The organism is Paenibacillus sp. J31P13 (genome assembly GCF_056269295.1).
Window position 1 is genome coordinate 87,021 of record NZ_JBWDNR010000002.1, and the last position, 20,701, is coordinate 107,721.

The 20,701-nt window shown below is 45.2% G+C and carries 23 protein-coding genes; 18 read left to right on the forward strand and 5 right to left on the reverse strand.

The window, feature by feature from the left end:
* Positions 1-46: 46 nt before the first annotated feature.
* Together AC0YOD_RS06425 and AC0YOD_RS06430 are read left to right on the forward strand one after the other, a co-directional pair.
* The gene (locus tag AC0YOD_RS06425; protein WP_475798454.1) at positions 47-448 is read left to right on the forward strand and encodes a YhjD family protein; all 402 of its coding nucleotides are present in this window, start codon (positions 47-49) and stop codon (positions 446-448) included.
* 135 nt (positions 449-583) lie between these two features.
* Positions 584-976 carry a cupredoxin domain-containing protein gene (locus tag AC0YOD_RS06430; RefSeq protein ID WP_475798455.1) on the forward strand — a complete coding sequence of 131 codons (393 nt, stop codon included), beginning with the start codon at positions 584-586 and terminating at the stop codon, positions 974-976.
* Between the two features lie 48 nt (positions 977-1,024).
* On the opposite strand, the gene AC0YOD_RS06435 is transcribed toward AC0YOD_RS06430, so the two are convergent.
* Positions 1,025-1,291 (reverse strand): hypothetical protein, encoded by a 267-nt coding sequence (locus tag AC0YOD_RS06435; RefSeq protein WP_475798456.1) that lies wholly within the window; start codon positions 1,289-1,291, stop codon positions 1,025-1,027.
* 107 nt (positions 1,292-1,398) lie between these two features.
* On the opposite strand from AC0YOD_RS06435, the gene AC0YOD_RS06440 reads away from it, so the two are divergent.
* The 5 genes from AC0YOD_RS06440 (at position 1,399) to AC0YOD_RS06460 (ending at position 4,174) form a co-directional block, all read left to right on the forward strand.
* Entirely contained in the window at positions 1,399-1,686 is a 288-nt protein-coding gene (locus AC0YOD_RS06440) for a Dabb family protein (RefSeq protein WP_475798457.1), read from the forward strand.
* 136 nt (positions 1,687-1,822) lie between these two features.
* Positions 1,823-2,242 carry a DUF86 domain-containing protein gene (locus AC0YOD_RS06445; RefSeq protein ID WP_475798458.1) on the forward strand — a complete coding sequence of 140 codons (420 nt, stop codon included), beginning with the start codon at positions 1,823-1,825 and terminating at the stop codon, positions 2,240-2,242.
* A gap of 82 nt (positions 2,243-2,324) precedes the next feature.
* On the forward strand, positions 2,325-2,999 hold the full coding sequence (locus tag AC0YOD_RS06450) for a helix-turn-helix transcriptional regulator (protein ID WP_475798459.1): 675 nt from the start codon (positions 2,325-2,327) through the stop codon (positions 2,997-2,999).
* Positions 3,000-3,222: 223 nt separating this feature from the next.
* Positions 3,223-3,690: a DUF948 domain-containing protein gene (locus AC0YOD_RS06455; RefSeq protein ID WP_475798460.1), complete on the forward strand. Its 468-nt coding sequence runs from the start codon at positions 3,223-3,225 to the stop codon at positions 3,688-3,690.
* 55 nt (positions 3,691-3,745) lie between these two features.
* Positions 3,746-4,174, forward strand: a complete 429-nt coding sequence (locus AC0YOD_RS06460) for a YtxH domain-containing protein (protein ID WP_475798461.1) — start codon at positions 3,746-3,748, stop codon at positions 4,172-4,174.
* Positions 4,175-4,263: 89 nt separating this feature from the next.
* Here AC0YOD_RS06460 and AC0YOD_RS06465 read toward each other — a convergent pair whose 3' ends face one another.
* Complete coding sequence (locus AC0YOD_RS06465; protein ID WP_475798462.1) at positions 4,264-5,493, reverse strand: sugar phosphate nucleotidyltransferase; 1,230 nt, start codon at positions 5,491-5,493, stop codon at positions 4,264-4,266.
* Between the two features lie 169 nt (positions 5,494-5,662).
* Between AC0YOD_RS06465 and glgB the strand changes: the two genes are divergently transcribed.
* Positions 5,663-7,591 (forward strand): 1,4-alpha-glucan branching protein GlgB, encoded by a 1,929-nt coding sequence (glgB, locus tag AC0YOD_RS06470; protein WP_475799309.1) that lies wholly within the window; start codon positions 5,663-5,665, stop codon positions 7,589-7,591.
* Between the two features lie 12 nt (positions 7,592-7,603).
* Complete coding sequence (gene glgA, locus AC0YOD_RS06475; RefSeq protein WP_475798463.1) at positions 7,604-9,028, forward strand: glycogen synthase GlgA; 1,425 nt, start codon at positions 7,604-7,606, stop codon at positions 9,026-9,028.
* A gap of 58 nt (positions 9,029-9,086) precedes the next feature.
* Here the strand turns inward: glgA and AC0YOD_RS06480 are convergent, their stop codons facing one another.
* Complete coding sequence (locus AC0YOD_RS06480) at positions 9,087-10,832, reverse strand: alpha-glycosidase (RefSeq protein WP_475798464.1); 1,746 nt, start codon at positions 10,830-10,832, stop codon at positions 9,087-9,089.
* A gap of 308 nt (positions 10,833-11,140) precedes the next feature.
* Here AC0YOD_RS06480 and racE point away from each other — a divergent pair, with 308 nt between their 5' ends.
* The 8 genes from racE to AC0YOD_RS06520 all read left to right on the forward strand — a co-directional run bounded on the left by racE (position 11,141) and on the right by AC0YOD_RS06520 (position 16,412).
* On the forward strand, positions 11,141-11,950 hold the full coding sequence (racE, locus tag AC0YOD_RS06485) for a glutamate racemase (RefSeq protein WP_475798465.1): 810 nt from the start codon (positions 11,141-11,143) through the stop codon (positions 11,948-11,950).
* A 135-nt stretch (positions 11,951-12,085) separates the two neighbouring features.
* On the forward strand, positions 12,086-12,970 hold the full coding sequence (locus AC0YOD_RS06490) for a M14 family metallopeptidase (protein ID WP_475798466.1): 885 nt from the start codon (positions 12,086-12,088) through the stop codon (positions 12,968-12,970).
* Positions 12,971-13,066: 96 nt separating this feature from the next.
* Complete coding sequence (locus AC0YOD_RS06495; RefSeq protein WP_475798467.1) at positions 13,067-13,315, forward strand: hypothetical protein; 249 nt, start codon at positions 13,067-13,069, stop codon at positions 13,313-13,315.
* A gap of 40 nt (positions 13,316-13,355) precedes the next feature.
* Positions 13,356-13,658, forward strand: coding sequence for an iron-sulfur cluster assembly accessory protein (locus AC0YOD_RS06500; protein WP_475798468.1), 303 nt, complete (start codon positions 13,356-13,358; stop codon positions 13,656-13,658).
* A gap of 37 nt (positions 13,659-13,695) precedes the next feature.
* The gene (locus AC0YOD_RS06505; protein ID WP_475798469.1) at positions 13,696-13,920 is read left to right on the forward strand and encodes a YuzB family protein; all 225 of its coding nucleotides are present in this window, start codon (positions 13,696-13,698) and stop codon (positions 13,918-13,920) included.
* A gap of 93 nt (positions 13,921-14,013) precedes the next feature.
* On the forward strand, positions 14,014-14,628 hold the full coding sequence (locus AC0YOD_RS06510) for a DUF3990 domain-containing protein (protein WP_475798470.1): 615 nt from the start codon (positions 14,014-14,016) through the stop codon (positions 14,626-14,628).
* Positions 14,591-14,890 (forward strand): hypothetical protein, encoded by a 300-nt coding sequence (locus AC0YOD_RS06515; RefSeq protein ID WP_475798471.1) that lies wholly within the window; start codon positions 14,591-14,593, stop codon positions 14,888-14,890. Before AC0YOD_RS06510 ends, AC0YOD_RS06515 begins: the two co-directional genes overlap by 38 nt.
* 85 nt (positions 14,891-14,975) lie before the next feature.
* A complete protein-coding gene (locus AC0YOD_RS06520; protein WP_475798472.1) occupies positions 14,976-16,412 on the forward strand; it encodes a PDZ domain-containing protein in 1,437 nt (478 codons plus the stop codon).
* A 187-nt stretch (positions 16,413-16,599) separates the two neighbouring features.
* Here the strand turns inward: AC0YOD_RS06520 and AC0YOD_RS06525 are convergent, their stop codons facing one another.
* Positions 16,600-18,612 carry an LTA synthase family protein gene (locus tag AC0YOD_RS06525; RefSeq protein ID WP_475798473.1) on the reverse strand — a complete coding sequence of 671 codons (2,013 nt, stop codon included), beginning with the start codon at positions 18,610-18,612 and terminating at the stop codon, positions 16,600-16,602.
* Positions 18,613-18,672: 60 nt separating this feature from the next.
* The gene (locus AC0YOD_RS06530) at positions 18,673-19,818 is read right to left on the reverse strand and encodes a THUMP domain-containing class I SAM-dependent RNA methyltransferase (protein WP_475798474.1); all 1,146 of its coding nucleotides are present in this window, start codon (positions 19,816-19,818) and stop codon (positions 18,673-18,675) included.
* A gap of 147 nt (positions 19,819-19,965) precedes the next feature.
* On the opposite strand from AC0YOD_RS06530, the gene AC0YOD_RS06535 reads away from it, so the two are divergent.
* On the forward strand, positions 19,966-20,595 hold the full coding sequence (locus AC0YOD_RS06535; protein WP_475798475.1) for an O-methyltransferase: 630 nt from the start codon (positions 19,966-19,968) through the stop codon (positions 20,593-20,595).
* The last annotated feature ends 106 nt before the right edge of the window (positions 20,596-20,701 follow it).

Consider the following 20,701-nt stretch of genomic DNA (forward strand, 5'->3'; position numbering starts at 1 on the left):
ATCCTCGCTATAATAGGAACAGGTGTTCTTGTTTGGAGGGATGGGAATGATCGAAAAAGTGGAAGGGGCTCGCGGTGCTGTGAGAACACCCTCGCATCCTCCGATCCAGACCGAGGACGAGCTTGAGCTGGTGAAGCGATATGTGCTGTTAGGTATCGTTATGCGTATTTTGGATCATGATATTCGTGTGATCGGTACTTCAGCTACCAAGCTTCCTCGTTTTTATGAATCGATGCTGCGCGGGATACAGGATCGAGTGCTGCTCGATCTTGCTGCGATAAGAAGGAGATTTCGGGAGACTGGCATTAAAGTATATGAAGAGAAGCGAGAAGCGGATGGATTGGATGCCGGATATGTTTGCCGAGGCTACCATCATCGTTTTTTTATGCTGTGGGGATTTGTTAAAGCGGAGTCGGAGCGAGTGTTAAAAGTGTATTTGTCCAGCTAATTACGAAATTGTTCATGGTTTTGTCAAAAAAAGAAAAAAAATTTTCCTGTTTCTGTAGTTTAAGGTTGAGAACTTCGGACGATGTTATGTAATATAAGAGGTAGACATTATAATCGCAAGGGGGAGTATGTAGCTATGCACAAGTGGATTATGTTTACTTTATTTACTGCGGCGTCGTTGTTGGGCGTATATTTGCTCGCATTCGCCTTGCCGGCTAAGCCAGTTGACGAGTCAGCCTCGTTGCCAGAAGGAACTGTATTAGTCAAGCTAGTTGCTTCATCGAGTTCTTTTAAGTTTAATGAGGAAGTGTACACCGTTAAAGTCGGTGACAAAGTAAAAATGAAGCTTGAAAACAAACTAGGTATTCATGGCGCTCATATTGACGAGTTGAATGTCGTATTGGACAACGATCATCCGGAAACGGATTTGGAGTTCACTGAGCCTGGGGAGTATAGAATTTATTGTTCCATCCCATGTGGTCAAGGACATACAACAATGGAATCTAAGTTGATTGTTGAAGCCGCATAAGACGGATGAGAAAAGCGAAAGGAGCCGAGAGGCTCCTTTTTGTTGAGATTATTTGATTGCGCCGCGTTTATAATCACGTTCGCGATCGCGTGCAATAAGCACATCGGCAATAAATCCGAGCAAGCCCCAGCTAATAATGGTAAGCACATACATAAAAAGCACGCTTACCTCATGTACATCAACAAACAAATCGACAATCCACGCAGGAATGCTAAGCATAAAAAACACGAAATTGTGCGGGTCATAGCCCGTGTAATTAAATAAGCTGATTGCAACTCCGATTAGTGTAGCTACAATAGTGACAGGATAGCGCATAACGTTCCAGACCCCTTTACGTTAAAGATTGCCGTAATGCAACTGCTTAGGGTATTATGTGACAAAAGGAAGAAACTCATGCGATGAAATCAGAGGAGGAAATACGAATGATTACTCATATCGTTTTTTTTAAATTGAAGGATGGAAGTCCAGAGAGTGTTGCGCAAACTGCCCAGGTCCTAAAGGATATGGAAGGTAAAATCGAAGTGTTGAAATCGATCGAGGTCGGCATCGATGTTCTACATTCGGAGCGTTCATATGATATTGCACTTATAACAAAATTCGAATCCATGGAAGCATTGGATATTTATCAGGTACATCCTGTTCATAAAAAAGTAATCGAGCATATGTCTCAAGTGCGTGAAGCTTCTGTTTGCGTTGACTTTGAAAGCTAAGAGGTAACAAAATGAGAGATGTATACGAATTATTGACTTATTTACTTGTTATCATTTTTAGCAGTGTTATCATGGTAGCTTGGTTGAAATTAAAAGCAAAAAAAAAGAAGCAAGGCTGAAAGTGGGCGACTGATTTATGTATTTTGTGAATCGTGAACAAATTGCTGTAAGGTTAGAGTCTATTGTTGAGATTGCATCGGTGCTGCATACGCTTGCAGCGGATTGGAATGGCAGTGTGTTGGAAGGTCTTGCTCAGGAAAGAGCACTCCATTTGTCCATTGAGACAGTAACCGATGTTGGCAGTTATCTAATTGACGGCTTTATTTTGCGAGATGCGAGCAGCTACGAGGATATTATTGAAATTTCATGTGAGGCAGGCGCCTTTTCAGCGGACATGCTTCCTGTGCTTACGGAGCTAGTCAAGCTTAGAAAGCCGCTTGTTCAAGATTATTTTACATGGAACCGAAGAGAACTCCATCCGCTTACCGATAAACTTTCGACGCTCTTGCCTTTATTTAAGCAAGAAGTTGAGGGCTACTTGGATCGTGAGCTGTAATTCATTCGGGAAAGTTTGTTAATTTACGAAAACAACAAAATACGTTACAATGACGCTATCAAGCCTGTAGGGGGGTGAAGGGTTGAAGCGAAGCGGAACAATGCAAACAGATGCTATTGCCTCAGAGTCTCGAGGAGACGGGACGACGCGTGAGCGTATATTAATGCTGCTTAAGACGAACGGCAGATTGAGTGCTGGCGATTTGTCCAGCGAGCTGCAGTTAACGGAAATGGCCATTCGCAGACATATGTATGCTTTGGAGAAAGAAGGAAGTGTCAGTATCGTATCTGTCAGACAAGCGATGGGCCGACCTCTCCATGCTTATGAGCTGACTGTTCAAGCGGATGATTTGTTTCCAAAAAACTATCACTTGCTTGCATTGGATTTACTCGATGAGCTGGCTGATGACCCTGACACTGCAGCGCTTATTGATCGTATGTTTGAAGGACGCAAGACGAAGCTGCTTGAGCGCTATGCACCGCGAATGATCGGTAAGAGCCTGGAAGAGAAGGTAGCCGAACTGGCTGTTATACAGAATGCTGGCGGTTATATGGTTGATGTTGAAGCGCAAAGCGACGGCAGCTTCTTGCTGAATGAATATAATTGTCCAATAACGCAGGTTGCAGGTAAGTATCAGCAGGCATGTCAATGTGAGCTGAACCTTTTTAGGGATTTGCTGGAAGTACCTATTGAACGGACGGAGTGTCTGTCAAAGGGCGGAGGCAAATGCAGTTATCATATCGCATCGGTTGAATAAAAGACCAACTCTTATAAAGAGTCGTCTCAGTAAATCTATCCAGATTTGCTGAGACGGCTTTTTTTGTATTTGTTAAAGTCGGGAAATTTCAAAATAGTTTCGTTTTCCATTCCATTGTGTCAAGACGAGCCCATGCTGCTTATACTGTCATTAAGCAAGTGGGCATTCGTCTAGTTGAGCATAGGTATTGCCTTACCAATGATGGATGAGGAGGGAAGCGGATATGGTCATGACGTGGAGCGCGGCAATTGCAACAGGAGCGTTTGTAGTTCTAGTAGTTGGCATATTGTTTGCATTGCGTTCAGCGATTGTCAAGCTGGGGCATGTGCAAGCTTCAGCAGATGTCATGCAGCGCGATTTGCAAAAGCTTGCAGCGGAGCTTAGCGGACTTATTCAGCCGACAGAGGAAGCGGTACGTGCGGCACATCGTCAGTTGGAAGCCGCAAGTAGATTATTCCAGGCAGCTGGTCAGGTCGGAGGGGCAATTGCACATACGACATCAGCAGTTGAACAAGTAACATCTGTGTTATCAGAGTCAGCAGAGCTTCATGCAAAGCGGCATGAGACCAAGCGGCAAGTTGGTGAAGCGCTTGAATGGGCGGAGCTAGGAATGGCTGCTTGGCAGCTGTGGCAAACTAGCCGAAAGGCAACATCGTCTGCCGAAGATGCACAGACCGCTAACGAATCGTAATTCAAATCAAAGGTATGAGACGAAGGGCACGCAAAGAACGAAGGGAGCAATTACAATGTCAAAACGTAATGATACGAAAGGTTTTTTACTGGGAACTCTAGCTGGAGGTGTCATCGGCTCGGTTGCAGCGCTTTTGCTTGCGCCGAAGAGTGGTAAAGAGCTTCGCGGGGATATTTCTGTTGGCGCTCAAAAGGTTAGTGATCAGACTGTGAAGGTTGCCAGTCAGGTTGGCGATACGACAGGACGAATTGCCAAACAAATCAGCGGGCAAGCGATTCAAATCGCTGATAGAACAAAGCAAGTTGTAATCAATGTAAGAAACAGAAACAAAGGATCAGAAACAACGGCAGGAATTTCGGATTCAACCGCTCTTATTGCAGTTGCCGCTGAAGAAAATGAATTGGAAGCGACGGCAGTTAGTACGGTTGATGCGGAAGAGACTGAAGCTGCGGCATCCAAGGAAGATACATCTATTATCATTTAAACATACAAATGAGCAAGAAATAGAAGGCTTCGTGAATTGAGCAAAACATAGCTCAAACACGAAGCCTTCCTATTTTTTGGACATTTAAATTAATAAATAATATTGCTGTGTTCACGATCCGTTACGGTATTTGTAAAAGTGCCAAGCGGCTCCATATTATAATCTAATATTGCTCTAGATTTTGTTCTAATGACTTCGCCATGTCCTACTACACAAATTTCATCATTCAGTTTGCCAATGACTGCCCCATCCTCTATGATTGCCCCTTCTCCGATTATGGCACGATGAATATTTACATTTCTGCCGATTCTAGCTCCAGGCATAATAATACTCTCATGAATTTCACTGTTCATACCGATTGTAACGTCTGAGCAGACAATGGAGCGCTCCACTTGCGCTTCTACTGTGCACGCTGGATGAAGAATAGAATCAATAATTTCATTTTTCAATCTGGCTCTAGACTTCCCGAGAGCAGGTCTGTTTCCAATGGGGCGTTCCGCTTTTTTACCGTAGTTAGTCAGCTTCAGCTCACCGTCTAGCAAATCCATGTTCGCTTCCCATAAGCTATCGATTGTACCGACATCGCGCCAATACCCTTCATAAGGATAGGCAACCATATTAGCTTGAGCCGCAAGAAAAGCTGGAATAATATCTTTGCCGAAATCATGAGTGGATTGCGGGTTCGCTGCATCTTCGATAAGATGTTTTTTTAGCTCACTCCAGCGGAATAAATAAATACCCATAGATGCTAAATTACTTTGCGGCTTCGCGGGCTTCTCCACAAAGGATTTTATTCTATATTGATCATCTGTATTCAAAATGCCGAATCGGCTTGCTTCACGCCATGCCACTTTCTTAACGGCAATTGTCGCAGGAGCACCGCTCGACTTATGAAATTCCAGCATAGGACGGTAGTCCATTTGATAAATATGATCGCCGGATAAAATGAGCACATGCTCGGGCGCATGTTGATCAATATAATCTATATTTTGATAAATAGCATCTGCTGTTCCCGCATAGCCATCCTTGCATTTGTTAGAGGAGGGAAGCATCGTAATCTCGCATGAGGCACTCGATGTAAGCAGCGATGATTGATCCTCATTTATGTAATTATGAACGCTGTCCGCGCAATATTGTGTGAGTACGCCAATTTTATTTATGTTAGAATGTACACAGTTATTTAATGGAAAATCAATCATCCGAAAGCGATCACCAAAAGGGACAACGGGCTTAGCGATTTGGCCAGTTAACGGCGATAAGCGTCGGCCTTCTCCTCCGGCGAGCAACATTGCGATACATTCATTAGTTGTGTTTTTCAATTTATAGGCCTCCTATCCGTCTTTGCGGATTATAGTGTCATTTTCTTTGTATATGTTCATTAACCCTTAGAAAGACGTTTGAAACCGATGTGTCAAAACTCTATTTTTTGGTTAATAGACACTTTGAGCCTTATTTGCATTCCAAAAATACAAAAGCTTGAAGCGGGGGATTACATTGGCATTGGATGTACTAAAATCAGAGGATATGTTGCAATTTATAAATGGCATCGGACCGCATAGCTATCGTGTTATGGGTTCACATATAGAAAGAAATGGAGAAATGAAAGGCGTTCGATTTACCGTATGGGCTCCTGAAGCGTTGGAGGTGCGAATTGCCTTAGATAGGAATGGATGGAATGGAGAAAATCATCCTTTACATAAAATAGATCAAAAGGGCATATGGTCAGGATTTATAGCTGATCTTCATGAAGGCGACTTATATAAATATGAAATCATTTCGCAAAATGGGGAAAAGCTGCTGAAAGCCGATCCGTATGCATTCTATTCTGAAGTTCGTCCGCATACTGCCTCAGTTGTAAAGTCAATTGATGGCTATAGCTGGAATGATGGGGATTGGATTCGTAAAAGACGCCTGCCCTATAATCGTCCGATTAATATCTATGAAGTACATCTAGGTACTTGGAAAAAGAAGCCGGATGGCGAGTTTGCTACCTATGAGCAATTATCAGAGGAGCTAATTGATTATGTGTGTGATATGGGTTACACGCACATTGAATTGCTGCCCATAACCGAGCATCCCTATGATCGGTCTTGGGGCTATCAGGCGACCGGTTATTATGCAGTAACAAGCCGTTATGGCGCACCTGAGCAATTTATGCTGTTCGTTGATCGTTGCCATCAGAGGGGTATTGGGGTCATATTGGATTGGGTGCCTGGTCATTTTGCCAAGGATGCGCACGGTTTAAGGCGGTTTGATGGCTCTGCTGTATTTGAGCACGAGGATCCTCTTATCGCTGAGAAGCCGTTATGGGGCACACTGGCATTTGACTATAGCAAGCCTGAAGTACGAAGCTTTCTTATTTCCAATGCTATTTTTTGGATGGAAAAATATCATATTGACGGTTTAAGAGTCGATGCAGTTTCGAGCATGCTCTATCATGATTTTGATAAACCAGCTGGAGCATGGCGCCCAAATATATACGGGGGAAGAGAGAACCTGGAGGCGATGGGCTTCTTAAGGGACTTGAATAAAATCGTATTTCAGCATTACCCGAATGCGCTCATGATGGCCGAGGAATCACATGCTTTTCCCGGTGTCACTGCCTCTGTGGAAAGCAAAGGTCTTGGATTTAACTATAAATGGAATATGGGCTGGATGAATGATACGCTTGCCTATATGGAACGACCGTTTCACGAGCGGAAGCATCATCATAATCTGCTTACTTTCCCTATTTGGTACGCCTTCCAAGAGAATCATCTGCTGCCGCTGTCCCATGATGAGGTCGTGCACGGAAAGAAATCGCTTCTCAATAAAATGCCGGGGACCTATGAGCAGAAATTTGCTGGCTTAAGGCTGCTTTATGGTTACATGATGACACACCCAGGAAAAAAACTGCTGTTTATGGGCGGCGAGTTCGGTCAATTTGACGAGTGGAAGGATGAAGGCGAGCTTGATTGGATGGTGCTTGGCTATGAGAAGCATCATGACATGCAGAAGTACACCAAGAAGCTTAATCACCTCTACCTTGCAGAGAAATCATTATGGCAGCAGGATCATGAGCATATCGGTTTTGAGTGGGTGGACCACGCAGATACGAATCAGAGTGTTGTAGCTTATCGCCGGAAATCGAAAATAAATGCTGAAGCGCTTATTGTCTTATGTAATTTCCATGAAAAAGCGCATGCGGCATATCGAATCGGTGTGCCAAGCGAGGGCGGTTATGGGGTGCTGCTTAATAGTGATGATTCATCCTTCGGAGGAAATGGATATGAAGCGGAGCAACTGAAAGAGGGAAGAATCATCCAGTCTGAGCGCAAGCTATGGCATGGAAAGCGCAACAGTATTGAACTGCCGCTGCCGCCCCTGTCTGTCGTTATTTTGAAGCGTGAGAAAAAAACTCGGATCAAGAAAAAATAAGGGGTGGAAGACATGAAAGTATTATTTTCTGCTGCAGAATGTGCCCCGTTCCTAAAAACAGGAGGATTGGCTGATGTAATGGGTTCATTGCCCGGTGCATTATGCGATCGAGGCTTGGATGTGCGTGTAATGATGCCAGATTACTCAGCAATTCCGCAGCGTTACAAGAATAAGATGACACTTATTGCAGAAATTAGCGTACCTGTAGGCTGGAGAAATGCTTATTGTGGGGTAAAGGAGTTAAAGCTTTACGGCATTACCTATTATTTTCTCGATAATGAGCAATATTTTAAAAGAGGTTCTGCTTACGGCTTTGGGGATGATGGCGAAAGGTTTGCTTTCTTTTGCCGTGCAGTATTAGAAGCCTTACCGGTTATCGACTTCTATCCGGACGTTATTCATTGTCATGATTGGCATACAGGCATGATTCCAGCGCTGCTGAAACATCACTATTGGAATGATGCTGCCTATGGAGCGATCAGGACCGTGTATACCATACATAACTTGCAGTACCAAGGCAATTATCCCTATGAGTCCTTGGGTGATTTATTCGGATTGCCGGAGTGGTTGTTTACACCAGATGCTGTGGAGTTCTATGGTCAAGTCAGCTTCATGAAGGCAGGCATTCAACTAGCGGATCGTGTGACTACAGTAAGTCCTTCCTATGCCGGAGAGATTTGTACGCCTCAGTTCGGCTATGCGATGGATGGAGTGCTTCGCAGTAAGGGTGATCGGCTTATCGGCATCGTGAATGGCATAGATGCAAGCTCCTATGATCCGAGTAAGGATCATCAGCTTGCCGTTCCGTTTAGAACTAGCTTAGAGAAAAAAGAGGAGAACAAGCTCGCTCTGCAAGAGGAATTGGGTCTTCAAGTGAGTTCTGAGATCCCATTAATCGGTCTAGTTGGCAGACTAGTCGAGCAGAAAGGGCTTCATTTGGTGCTTGATAAAATAGATGAGCTGCTTCAGAGTGAAAATGTACAGGTTGTGCTGCTTGGATCGGGAGACGAAGAGATGGAACATGCATTTCGGGAAGCAGAGGGGCGCAACCACGGTAAACTGATTAGTTGGATCGGTTTCGATGATGGTCTCGCACGCCGAATTTATGCAGCTTCCGATTTGTTTCTAATGCCTTCATTGTTCGAGCCTTGCGGAATTAGTCAGCTGCTAGCTCTGCGTTATGGCAGCTTGCCAATCGTGCGAGAGGTTGGCGGGCTGAAGGACACGGTACAAAGCTACAATGAAATGGCAGGCGAAGGAAATGGCTTTTCCTTTGCTTCGTATAATAGTGATGACATGCTGTACACGATACGCCGTGCTCTGCGTATATGGTCAGACCCCCTTCATCGGGAGCGTTTGGTTCAGAAGGCGCTTAAAGGCGATTATAGCTGGGGACAATCGGCTAAGCAGTATGAAGAGTTGTATAGTCAGCTTTGAAATAGATAAAAGGGCTCCTCCTCCATTATGAAATGGAGAAGGAGCCCTTTGCTTATTACTAGATATCTCTGCATAAAATACGGAAACCCAGTGGCTCCAGCTCAATAAGCAGCTGATCCTCTGATGTGCTTACTTCTTCGCCAGTTATAGCGTCATGCCAACCTTCTGCTTTCATTGGATGCGAGAGGGTGAGCGTTTCCTCCGTGTTGTTCATCCACACTGTAAAATGCTGCGCTCCATTTAAGCGTTCGAAAATAATCGTACCCTTTTCATTATCGCCATGCAGGAAGCGGAATCGACCATCCCGAAGGGCAACATGCTCCTTGCGGAGCGAGATAAGTATTTTATAGAAATCAAGGAGTTCTCGATCCTGTTTATCCTGATCCCATTCCATGCATTTCCGGCAGTCAGGATCGTTATCACCATCCATCCCTATCTCATCACCGTAATAGATACAAGGTACGCCCATGGACGTGAACATGAAGACGACTGCTTGCTTCAAACGCTGCTTATTGCCGCCCATTCTCGTTAACGCTCGCGGAGTATCATGACTGGACAGTAGATTAAATAATGCCTCATTTGCTTGCTGAGGATACCTCATAAGCAATTTATTAATCTCATCAGCAAAATCAGAGCCCTTCCCCTCGGATGAAGAGAAGAATTGGAAAACTTGATTCGTAAACGGATAATTCATCGAAGAATCGAACTGATCTCCCTGCAGCCAGTTAAGGGAATTGCCCCATACTTCACCGATAATAAAAGCATCAGACTTCTCGGCTTTAACAACAGTGCGGAAATCCCTCCAGAAGTGATGGTCGACTTCATTGGCTACATCGAGACGCCATCCGTCTATGTCGGCTTCCTTGATCCAATAAACGGCGATATCAAGCAAATATTTCTTGACCTCAGAGTTAGCGGTGTTCAGCTTAGGCATGTTCCCGAAAAAGCCGAAGGTAGCGTAATTGGCAACCCCGTCCTTCACTTCAACGGGAAATCCGTTCAGATGGAACCAATCCTTGTATTTAGAATTCTCGCCGTTTTTCAGCACATCCTGGAACGGTGGGAATTGCTCGCTCGTATGATTAAATACAGCATCTAGTACGACGCGTATTTCACGGTCATGGCAAGCTTTGACAACCTTCTTAAGGAGTTCAATATCTCCAAATTGAGGATCAATTTGCTTATAGTCGACCGTATCATATTTATGGTTAGAAGGAGCCGTGAAAAGCGGTGTCATGTAGATTGCATTCACACCCAAATCGGATAAATGATCGATGTGATCGAGGATACCCTGCAAATCTCCGCCGAAATGAGATTCACCGCTTGGCTGCTCGCCCCAAGGCTGGACCGACTCTGGATCATTGCTTGGATCACCATTGGCGAAGCGATCGGGCATGATCTGATAGAAGATAGCATTTTTTGCCCATTCAGGTGCCTCAAATAGATCAATCTCATGAATATACGGCACTTCAAAATATCCGCCGGCTGGATGAGGCTGTTCTTCAAAAATGCCGTCTTCGATGACCCACAAGGTTTCGTCGCCGCTTCGAACACGGAATGCGTAAGAAAATCGTTTCTGTTCCGGACGGATAACAGCTTCCCAATAATCGAATAAGTTGTCTGCCGCAATTTTCTCCATTTTGGCATCAATCTGATAATGATCCCAATCGTATTTGTCGCCGGTAACGGCAAAAGCCTCTTCCACATCGTTTTTCTTTGTACGGAGCCTTAGATGAAAGCTGTCGCGATCATAAGCATATGCCCATTTTTGATCGGATGAATGATAGATGGATTCTTTGAACATTTGGCCCCACTCCTTTTTATGTATGAATAATAAGCGTAGTCTACAGCAATGATTTTGCATCTTCGATTTAAGCGGCGAGCCGCTATTCAGATTGCATTCATCGGTAATAGATATTTACCCGTTCTTAGGCGAATTAAACAGATGAGGATAGAGAATATTCACATTCAGGCCGTACAGCATGGCGAGCGGAAAAAAGATCTTTTAACCTTGTACCCATTTGCGTTAAGATGTAGGTACGTTTTTTTGGCTGTATTCATATGCTATTCTGTCTTCGTATATTACACTTTGTTTAGGAAAGCGGTGTGTTTGTGCAGCAACCGATTGCGATACTAGATTCTGGCGTAGGCGGCCTAACGGTTGCCAAGGAAATTATGCGCCAACTACCGCGTGAAAAAGTTATTTATTTCGGAGATACGGCAAGAACACCTTACGGTCCGCGATCCTCCGATGAGGTTATGAAATTCACGAGAGAAATTGTAGATTACTTAATTCAGTATCAACCGAAAATGATTGTTATAGCATGTAATACGGCTACTGCAGTGGCGCTTGATGATATACGCTCCAGAGTATCTGTGCCAGTTGCAGGGGTCATTAATCCTGGAGCGAGAGCAGCGATAGGACGAACGGTCACAGGATGTGTCGGCGTTATAGGCACAGAAGGAACGATAAAGAGCAGAGCATACGAGGAAGCGCTAAGAAAGCTGACTCCTCATGTTCAAGTGGTAAGCGAGGCTTGCCCAAATTTCGTACCGCTAGTGGAAAAGGGAAACTTTCGTTCGGAGCAAACCTATAAGACGGTGTGGGAATCGATCGGGCACTTAAGAAGCTATCCCATCGATACACTCATACTAGGCTGTACACATTATCCGTTTCTTGCGGAAACGATATCAGAGGTTATGGGATCCGGGGTAAGTTTAATCAGCTCAGCAGATGAGACCGCACGTGAAATAAGTGGGATTTTACAGCTGGAAGGAAAGCTTGCGCGTGAAGAATTTGTACCCGTTCATCAATTCTTTTGCAGCGGTGAGCCTGAAATGTTTAAGTCTATTGCTCAGCAATGGTTGGGTGAGCAAATCGAGCTAACGCCTGTTGTATGGCAGGTGCCAAGTATTTTTTGAAGATAGTCCACACCGAATGGAAGCTGCGCCATAATGGCGCGGCTTTTTTTTGTTATTCCCCGTTAGCCTCATAGGACATAGTCCAATCCGCATACCATGATAACAATAAATGTGAAAAGCTGGGGGCGATGTTTCATGTATCCTTTACAAACATACGGCTACCTTGATTTGGTGGAAGGCGTAAGGCAGCTGGGTGGAAGATATTCATTTCTATCGGCCCATGTGATAGGACAAAGCGTTATGGAAAAGCCGCTGATCGCGTTGCGCTGCGGTACCGGTCCACGTCTGATTCATATGAATGGAGCCTTCCACGCTAACGAGTGGATTACCTCTGCCTTGCTCATGCGCTTTGTTGGGGATTTGTCGGCAGCCTTTAGCAGCGGCGAACCCATTTGCGGCCAACAGGTCGAAGGGCTTTGCAGAGAAGTGACGCTTTGGGCGGTTCCAATGGTCAATCCAGATGGTGTTGAGCTTGCACAATACGGAGCGCAGCCATCGCATCCTTGGTATCGACAATTGCTGGAATGGAATGGCGGCTCCGAACAGTTCAGCGGATGGAAAGGAAATATTAGAGGCGTTGATTTGAATGATCAATTCCCGGCACATTGGGAAGAGGAGTGCAAGCGCCGCGGAATTGCTGGACCAGGTCCTCGCGATTATCCAGGTCCATATCCGCTTAGCGAACCGGAAGCGCTCGCAATGGCACGCTTTACGGAAAGAATCCCTTTCGATGCCGTTGTAGCCTTGCATACGCAAGGCAGAGAGATCTATTGGAATTATCGAAATTATGAGCCGGTAGAAGCGGAACAAATGGCTTGGAAGCTGGGGCAGGTAAGCGGCTATCAACCGGTGAAGCTGACAGGCAGTGATGCTGGTTACAAAGATTGGTTTATTCAGCAGTTTCGCAAACCTGGATTCACTGTTGAAGCGGGCTATGGTGAAAATCCGCTGCCAATGAGCCAGTTTGATCGCATATATGTTGAGCTTCAGCCATTGCTTCTTGAGGCGCTTCGTCTCTAACGGGAAGGTTTGTTTACTACCGTTTGTATAGGGCAAGTAAATGATGTACGCTTGTGATATAATAAGGGGTAAAGGTCAGCAAAGGTGGGATATCTGATGCGAAAATGGTTATCGCTGCGCCACTGGCGAGGGACATTTACCCGTATTTTTCAACTTCTTAGATCGAAGAAGATTTCACTGTTTGATAAGCTGCTTTTTTTAGTGCCTGTAATACTCTATTGGGTTTTGCCAGATGTGCTGCCAATCCCGTTTCTCCCTATTGATGATATTGGGGTTACGATGCTGCTCGCTCAGTGGTTTGCCCGTAGAATGGAGAGCAAGTATAATATAATTATAAAATCATGATAGTAGCCTTTGGCATACAATTAAGAGGAGCTGGAAAACGATGAATTGCAAAATTTCAAAAAATGCTGCAAAAATGATCCAAGTAGAGCTGGACAAAGAGGAAAATAAAGGTAAATTATTACGTGTCTATATTACTCATTCCCATGGCGATCACGCTCATTATGGAATGGGAGTGGACGAGCCTACTGACAAGGACGTTGTTGTAAAAACGGACAAAGGCATCGACGTGATTTTGGAGAAGGACAATGAGCTTCTAGACGGTGTCCGCATTGATTATTTTTATGTGCCTGAAGAAGGTTTCGCTGTAACAAATCCAACAAAAGGTAACCACGGCGATCACTAAGCTTCTTGACTAGCATGCTGGAATAGGACGATGAATGATGGCAAATGATATAAGAGTATGTGATAAATGCAAGCATATGAAAATGAAGACGACTGTCTCCAGGCTGCAAACGCTAGTGCCTGGTGCAGAAATAAAGGTTGGGTGTAAATCCTATTGCGGGCCATGTGCCCGCTATGCCTTCGTTTTCGTTAACGGCCGTTATATAAAAGCGGCAACTGAAGAAGAAGCGATTGAGAAGGCTCTTCCTTTTGTAAAAAAATGATCGAATTGACTACTTCCATACGATAAATCACAACTAGACCCAACGACTAAACTGCTCGTTGGGTTTTCGTTTAAGAAAAGAGGGAGAGATTGTTTGGATATTACGACGCCGCAGCTGCTTTATCATGGCACAACTAGCGACACCGTGGGATCATTTGAGCAAAAGCTGCTGAACTCACCATATTGGCGGCCAGGCAAAGATTTTGGCGAGGGCTTTTATACGACGATATCTATTGCACAGGCGCGGAAATGGTCACATAAGGCAGCGAAGGAGTCTTGGGACGGAGGTCGTCCTTGTGTTCTTGTCATTGAGATGACATCTGTTCCCGAGCATGTGGAGCCCTTGCTGTTTCTATCGGATTCACCAGCATGGGCGGCATTTATATATGCCCATCGCAAGGCGGCCACGAAAGGAAATGATCCTTGTAAGGCGCATCCAGATATCATCATAGGTCCGATGGCGGACAATGACACTGGAAAAATCGTACATAAAGGGGTACAATTAAATAAAGATGAGCAATGGTTTTATGAACAGATCACCGTATCGCGCAAAGGTCGGAAGCTGGATTCTCTTCGTCTTGGGAATCAGGTTGTTTTCTGCTCAGAACAATGGGAATCACATGTAAAGCTTGTTGGCTACCATATCTATTCAGGAAGCAGGTGGATATATCATGAAAGTAAAAACAGGGATCAGGCTAAGCTTATATGAGCGTGGAATTGTTGAAGCGCTTGTTGCGGATTACGGCTACCATACATCGGATGCAAGAGCGCTTGTCGTCGAATATATTGAAGTCGTTCGTAAGCTAGGCGGCTATGATAATTGTGGACAATATGCTGGGCTACTGGATCGCGCTCGCCGCATGAATCAACTTCCATCGCAATGGCTGGAACGGATTCACGATATTGAAAGAGGCGAGCTGAGAGATAGGGGCATTGAAACGGAGCAAGGACAATATTTACAAATGAAATAAAGGCCCAGCGATTTGATCGTGGGGTCTTTCTTTTGTCCCGCACCTGATGCTGCAACACCGTAACCATGCCTAGGAGGAAGAACAGATGTTGAAGCCTGCACGATACTATATAACTGGACTAGCTATCTCTTTGATTTGCTTGATTGCGGCGGAACTCATTTGGCTGCCGGCTCCGCTGCGTACCGCGGGTGGTATGCAATGGATAGAAATGATTGATCGTTTATTTTACGGCGTAGCACTTGTTCCGTTAAGCTTCGCTGTCGGTGCTGTAGTTGGTATCATTATACATTGGGGCAAGCGAGGGTTCATGCATGTGCTGCTGCAGTTTATTCGATTGCTTATAGTCGTACTAGGGCTGATTGGAGCAGGGTTGATACTGTTTGCACCACAGAAGCTTATGCTTCTGCTGATTATTTGCGTGGCAGCGATTCCGCTTTTATTCGTTGATATGCTCCTTAGTGAAATCCTAGTCCGCATACAAATAAGAGCGGATGGAGGTTTAATGCATACCGCCAGAGGAGGAAGACGACTTAGTCGTTTACCGTGGAAAAGCGGGTCCCTTTTGGCTGTATCTGTCATATTGTTATTGGTTTTTCTGTGTCCCACTGGCTATCAGGTGCTGTATCCCGGGATGACGATGAATTTGAATCGTTACGCACATGTTGAGGGAGGTCAAAGCGGAGGAATGGTAAACGGTGTGCTTGTATTTGATCGACCGGCGGTAACGGCTGATTGGCTGTATGCCAAGCTGTTTCCTCATGCGCTTTACTCCTTCGAGAAGATACCGGAGAATCAGCCTCCGCTTACTGAGACCTATACTCAGGTCGTTCAAATGAAAACAGACGCTAATAGTGTTGCTGCCGCCTTAGCCATGCAGAAGGCTGGAATTGGGGAAGGTATAACGCCTAACGGCGTGAGGGTAGTGGCTATTGTGAAAGATAGTCCAGCAGATAAGAAGCTTGAGGCTGGAGATCTTATTGAGAAGATGGATGGACATACGATTCGTTCGATCGGCGATATGATGGCCTACATGGACCAATCGGTTAAGCCGGGTCAGGTGGTCAACCTCACTTTAAGTCGCAGCGGTGCTGAGAAGGAGATCGAGATCAAGACGGCGGCGTCATCAGACGCGCCAGAACGCGCTATATTCGGCATCTCCATTCAAACGGATGTTCATATGGATATACCACGCAGCATCGCTTATAGCTACTATATGGCTCATATAGGCGGTCCTTCACATGGAGCTATGCTTACGCTTGCTTACATAGACCAGCTGACACCAGGCGGAGTTACACATGGCGTGAAGGTAGCTGGTACTGGAACCATTGAAGAAGATGGTTCTATTGGGCTCATTGGGGGCATTAAGCAGAAGGCTTATGCAATAAGTCGAACAGATGCCGATGTGTTTTTCGTACCGGCTGAATTAGAACAAGCGGCTAGAAGCGGGGCTCCTGACCTAAATATCGTTCCCGTTAAGAACATTGATGAAGTGCTTGATTGGTTAGCACAGCACGGGAAATAGTTAATGCAAGGGATGCACCCCTGTGATTGGGGGTGCATCCCTTTTTAATGCCCCAGCGTTCAGAAATGGCAGTTGACCCCTGTCGACCCAAGTTGTTGCTCCTATGGGAAAAAAGACTGCCTATAAACAGGCAGTCTCATGAGTTGAGGTTGTATTTCACATTTCATCACGGCAGTACTATAAGCAGTTACTCACCGCTAATTGCTGCGAACTTATCGTTTTCTGTTGCATCGACGCGAGCTTCCGTTGCCTCCTGCTCTCTAAAGACAGCGATCAAATCATTCATCACGATTTGATCAGACATATTAAGCTCGGTGCGTGCATCTTCGACCGCACCCATGCAGGCATTCATATCGCCGAGCTCATTCGCTGCAATATTCCAGCACTTCCCGTTTTCGGCAATGCCGTCACTGGAAGGCATGTAGTAGACGGTGCCGTCTGTCCAGGCGCCGTTCCTAAGCACGACCATCTTGCCCTCTTGTTTCTGTTCGGTTAGCAGCGGCATGCCAAGCAAATACTGATCGGCTGTGGAAATGCCCAGCAAATGCATGACGGTTGGTGTAACATCGAGCTGTCCGCCAACATTAGTATAGGTTCCCGCATGCTCATCTTTTGGAAGATGAACGAGTAAAGGCACTTGCTTCAAAATAAGAGCTCGCTCGAGTTCATTTAATGGCTTGTCAAAAAACGTCTCGAACAACGACCAATCCTTGATCGAATTATCGTGATCGCCATAAGCGACTAGGATGGTGTTATCCCATAATCCTTCGGCTTTCATTCGGTCAACTAGCTCACCAAGAGCAGCGTCAACATAATGTATAGCTTGCAGGTAATCGCCCATAAGCGTACCATCTAGCTCACCGACATTAAGGGTCTGCTCGCTTTCCGGCATTGTATAAGGATGATGACTGGATAGCGTAATCAAGAAAGAGTAGAAGGGCTGCTTCTGCTCAGAGATCACATCCAGCGACTGTCGGAAAAAGGATTTGTCGCTAACTGCCCAGCCGATTTTTTCATCCATCGTAAAATGCTTCAAGCTGTAAAAGTTATCAAATTCCATATTTTTATACATAATATTTCGATTCCAAAAGCCGCCCTCATAGGCGTGGAAGACAGATGTGGAATAATCATTTTTTTTCAGCGTATTCGACATGCAATCGAATTCATTAGGCGCATATTGGACGAAGACGGAGCCATTCGCAACAGGCTGCATGGAGCAGCTGGCTGCAAAATCAGCATCGGATGTTCTTCCTTGGGCGGTTTGATGAGAAAATGAGCTGAAATACGCGCTTTCCTTCGTAAGCTTATTAAAATTCGGCGTTATTTCCTGTCCGCCAATAGATTGATGAATAACAAAGCTTTGGAAAGCTTCAAGCTGAATCATGAGAACGTTGCTTCCCTTATAGGCACCGAACAGGGCATCCTGCTCCAGCGCTTTTCTTTTGTCGCCTCGTTCATTCATCCATTCTTTGGCATCTGACTTTTGCTCAGCGGTAACAGTCTCGGCATCAAGCCAGTGCTGCTTCGCATAACGATAAACGTCATAACCATGAAACCCAAGCGCTCCTGTAACATTATAGATGGATACATTCCACCAGTTGCCGACAAAAACACCTAACGCCCAAGTACGATTAGCATGATTCACATTTGCGAATACGAGCGTTGACCCAACGGAGAATATAACGACACTTAAAATGATTCGAGCAGTTGCTTTTTTCCAAAAGGCAGTACGTCTCCGATAGGAGTTAGCATCTCTTAAATCACCGCGTCCACGCCAAATGACATAGAATGCAAACGGAATAATAAGAAGCCAATCAATAAAGAAGACAATGTCTTTAAGATGGAGCAGCGTCTCGATACTTCCGCCTAATGATTCGACTTGACTGATCTGAAGAAGCACGGGTACAGAAATTAAATCCTGAAAGTACCGAAAATAAATGAGATCGGCATAGAGCACAAAAGATACGATCACATTTAAAACGATCAGAGAAATAATCCGACCTCGCGCAGGCAGCCAAATTGTCCAAAAGCTAATGAGCAATAGCGAGCCCACTTCTATCATAGCGTCGATAGCGTTCATAGGCATGTTAAGTACATTCAGAAACTTGGAAAATAGATATAGCTTGAGGAGCATCACAAGGATGAACAAAACCAAATCAATTGCCTTGTAACGCTCCAACCATAACAAAATCGTACTCATAATGCGCCGTATCCGTGTATTTGGATGGGATAGCATAATAAAAAGGTCCTTCTTTCTTACTTAGCTCCGATCCCCACGTGGAGGAAGCGGGCCGAAAAATTGGAAGTAATTACATTCAATACGTCCATTAAATAGTTTGCGTTTCTTATCTGCTGGTTTGCCAAAATAGGTTTCAATCGTTGTTGTCGGACTGATCGCAAAGTAAGACCATGTTGGATAGTGAAGTGCGGTTAATCCGAATTGACGCAGTGCAGCTTCCGCTTGTACGTCATCCCCAAGACGTTCACCATAAGGGGGATTCGTAATAATGACGCCGTAATCACCTTGTAGCTTTACTTTTGCAACAGGTTGAACCGACAGCTTAATGTCTTTGCCGAAGCCGGCTTTTTTGATAGCTGCTTCTGCAATTTCGATAGCGCCGGGATCAATATCCGAGCCTGCGATTTGTAAGGGAATATCATCCTTCACAAGATCGAAAGCCTCGTCACGCGCTTCATCCCACAGTTCATTTGGAATAAGCGGCCAGCCCTCACTATTAAAGCTTCGGCGAAGTCCTGGTGCAATATTCCATGCAATCATCGCTGCTTCAATTAATATCGTTCCTGATCCGCAAAATGGATCATAGAGCGGTCTTTCCGGACGCCAGCGGCTAAGCTGAATAAGTGCGGCTGCCATCGTTTCACGAATTGGCGCTTCCGTTGCTACTTTGCGATATCCGCGTTTATGCAAGCCATCGCCTGTTGTATCCAGTGTTAGCATAGCGCGGTCATTCATTAGCGTTACTTCGATAACGTACCGTCCGCCGTTCTCTGGAAACCATTCTGTGCCGTAGCGCTGGGTCATTTTATCAACAACAGCTTTCTTCACGATGCTTTGACAAGCAGGGACGCTGGTTAGTTGTGATTTTTGCGAGCGGCCATTAACAGGGAACTCTCCGTCGTTCGGAATCCATGTCGGCCAGTCCAGCGCCTTCGTGCCTTCAAATAACTCTTCAAATGTAGTAGCTGGGAATTCTCCCATTTTGATAAGAACTCTACCCGCTGTGCGCAGCCAGAGGTTGGTCCGGCAAATATCGATAGGACCGCCTGTAAAATTTACACGACCGTTCTCTACCTGCAAATCCGAATAGCCCAAATCTTTCAGCTCACGTGCGACAACCGCCTCAAGCCCCATAGGAGCAGTTGCGATTAGCTGTAATTTTTCCATGTTACACTCTCTTTTCATTTATACTTTACGACTTAGAAACGCCGTATTGGAATCAGTAACTTGTATCCTTACGAACAAAAACATACAATCAAGTATAGGACAAACTAGGTTGTTTTTACAAACTGTATAATTGGAGAGAGTAGAAAAATGTTGACGGATGAACAATATGTGGATTCACTTTATGGAAAAGATACCGATCTTGAGCATACAAAAGAGGGAATAGCAGCCAATGGGATGCCTGATATTTCGGTAGCTGACGGCTATGGCAGACTTCTTACAATGCTCGTGACGATGACTGGCGCAAAGCAGATAATGGAAATCGGGGCGCTTGGCGGATATAGCGGAATATGCTTGGCACGCGGCTTAAAAGCTGGTGGAAGCTTGCTTTCACTTGAGCTGCTGCAGAAGTATGCGGATCTAGCACAGGTTCATATGGATGCTGCTGGACTTGGTGACAAGGTAGAGTATATGGTTGGAGATGCAAGGCAAAGCATGGCGGAGCTCAAGGAGACGGGACGTAAATTCGACTTTTTCTTCATCGATGCTGATAAGGAAGGTTATCCCGTTTATTTGGAGCATGCAATCGAGCTTGCTGAGCCAGGAGCAATTATTGTAGGCGATAATATTTTGCTGCGGGGGAGAACGACAGATCCAGCGAAGGCTGGTCCGTCCGTTCGCGCCGTGCGTTCCTTTAATGAAACAATCGCTTCGGATGATCGCCTGATGAGCACGGTGCTGCCGGGCTATGATGGACTTGCCATCGCAATCGTTAAATAAAATGACAGTCTGAAAGCCGCTTCTAAACAATCAGTCAACAGGGTAGTTGATTGTTGAGGAGCGGCTTTTTTTTTGCGTTGAATAGGGTGAGGTTTGATTAAGATTG

What these genes read in the sequence shown, in the direction of transcription:
- AC0YOD_RS06460 (WP_475798461.1), top strand. Translation starts at nt 3,746, where the DNA reads ATGTCAAAACGTAATGATACGAAAGGTTTTTTACTGGGAACTCTAGCT.
- AC0YOD_RS06430 (WP_475798455.1), top strand. Translation starts at nt 584, where the DNA reads ATGCACAAGTGGATTATGTTTACTTTATTTACTGCGGCGTCGTTGTTG.
- AC0YOD_RS06425 (WP_475798454.1), top strand. Translation starts at nt 47, where the DNA reads ATGATCGAAAAAGTGGAAGGGGCTCGCGGTGCTGTGAGAACACCCTCG.
- AC0YOD_RS06455 (WP_475798460.1), top strand. Translation starts at nt 3,223, where the DNA reads ATGGTCATGACGTGGAGCGCGGCAATTGCAACAGGAGCGTTTGTAGTT.
- AC0YOD_RS06500 (WP_475798468.1), top strand. Translation starts at nt 13,356, where the DNA reads ATGAATTGCAAAATTTCAAAAAATGCTGCAAAAATGATCCAAGTAGAG.
- AC0YOD_RS06525 (WP_475798473.1), bottom strand. Translation starts at nt 18,612, where the DNA reads ATGAGTACGATTTTGTTATGGTTGGAGCGTTACAAGGCAATTGATTTG.
- AC0YOD_RS06530 (WP_475798474.1), bottom strand. Translation starts at nt 19,818, where the DNA reads ATGGAAAAATTACAGCTAATCGCAACTGCTCCTATGGGGCTTGAGGCG.
- AC0YOD_RS06445 (WP_475798458.1), top strand. Translation starts at nt 1,823, where the DNA reads ATGTATTTTGTGAATCGTGAACAAATTGCTGTAAGGTTAGAGTCTATT.
- AC0YOD_RS06515 (WP_475798471.1), top strand. Translation starts at nt 14,591, where the DNA reads ATGAAAGTAAAAACAGGGATCAGGCTAAGCTTATATGAGCGTGGAATT.
- AC0YOD_RS06440 (WP_475798457.1), top strand. Translation starts at nt 1,399, where the DNA reads ATGATTACTCATATCGTTTTTTTTAAATTGAAGGATGGAAGTCCAGAG.
- AC0YOD_RS06495 (WP_475798467.1), top strand. Translation starts at nt 13,067, where the DNA reads ATGCGAAAATGGTTATCGCTGCGCCACTGGCGAGGGACATTTACCCGT.
- AC0YOD_RS06480 (WP_475798464.1), bottom strand. Translation starts at nt 10,832, where the DNA reads ATGTTCAAAGAATCCATCTATCATTCATCCGATCAAAAATGGGCATAT.
- AC0YOD_RS06535 (WP_475798475.1), top strand. Translation starts at nt 19,966, where the DNA reads ATGTTGACGGATGAACAATATGTGGATTCACTTTATGGAAAAGATACC.
- AC0YOD_RS06520 (WP_475798472.1), top strand. Translation starts at nt 14,976, where the DNA reads ATGTTGAAGCCTGCACGATACTATATAACTGGACTAGCTATCTCTTTG.
- glgA (WP_475798463.1), top strand. Translation starts at nt 7,604, where the DNA reads ATGAAAGTATTATTTTCTGCTGCAGAATGTGCCCCGTTCCTAAAAACA.
- AC0YOD_RS06435 (WP_475798456.1), bottom strand. Translation starts at nt 1,291, where the DNA reads ATGCGCTATCCTGTCACTATTGTAGCTACACTAATCGGAGTTGCAATC.
- AC0YOD_RS06505 (WP_475798469.1), top strand. Translation starts at nt 13,696, where the DNA reads ATGGCAAATGATATAAGAGTATGTGATAAATGCAAGCATATGAAAATG.
- AC0YOD_RS06490 (WP_475798466.1), top strand. Translation starts at nt 12,086, where the DNA reads ATGTATCCTTTACAAACATACGGCTACCTTGATTTGGTGGAAGGCGTA.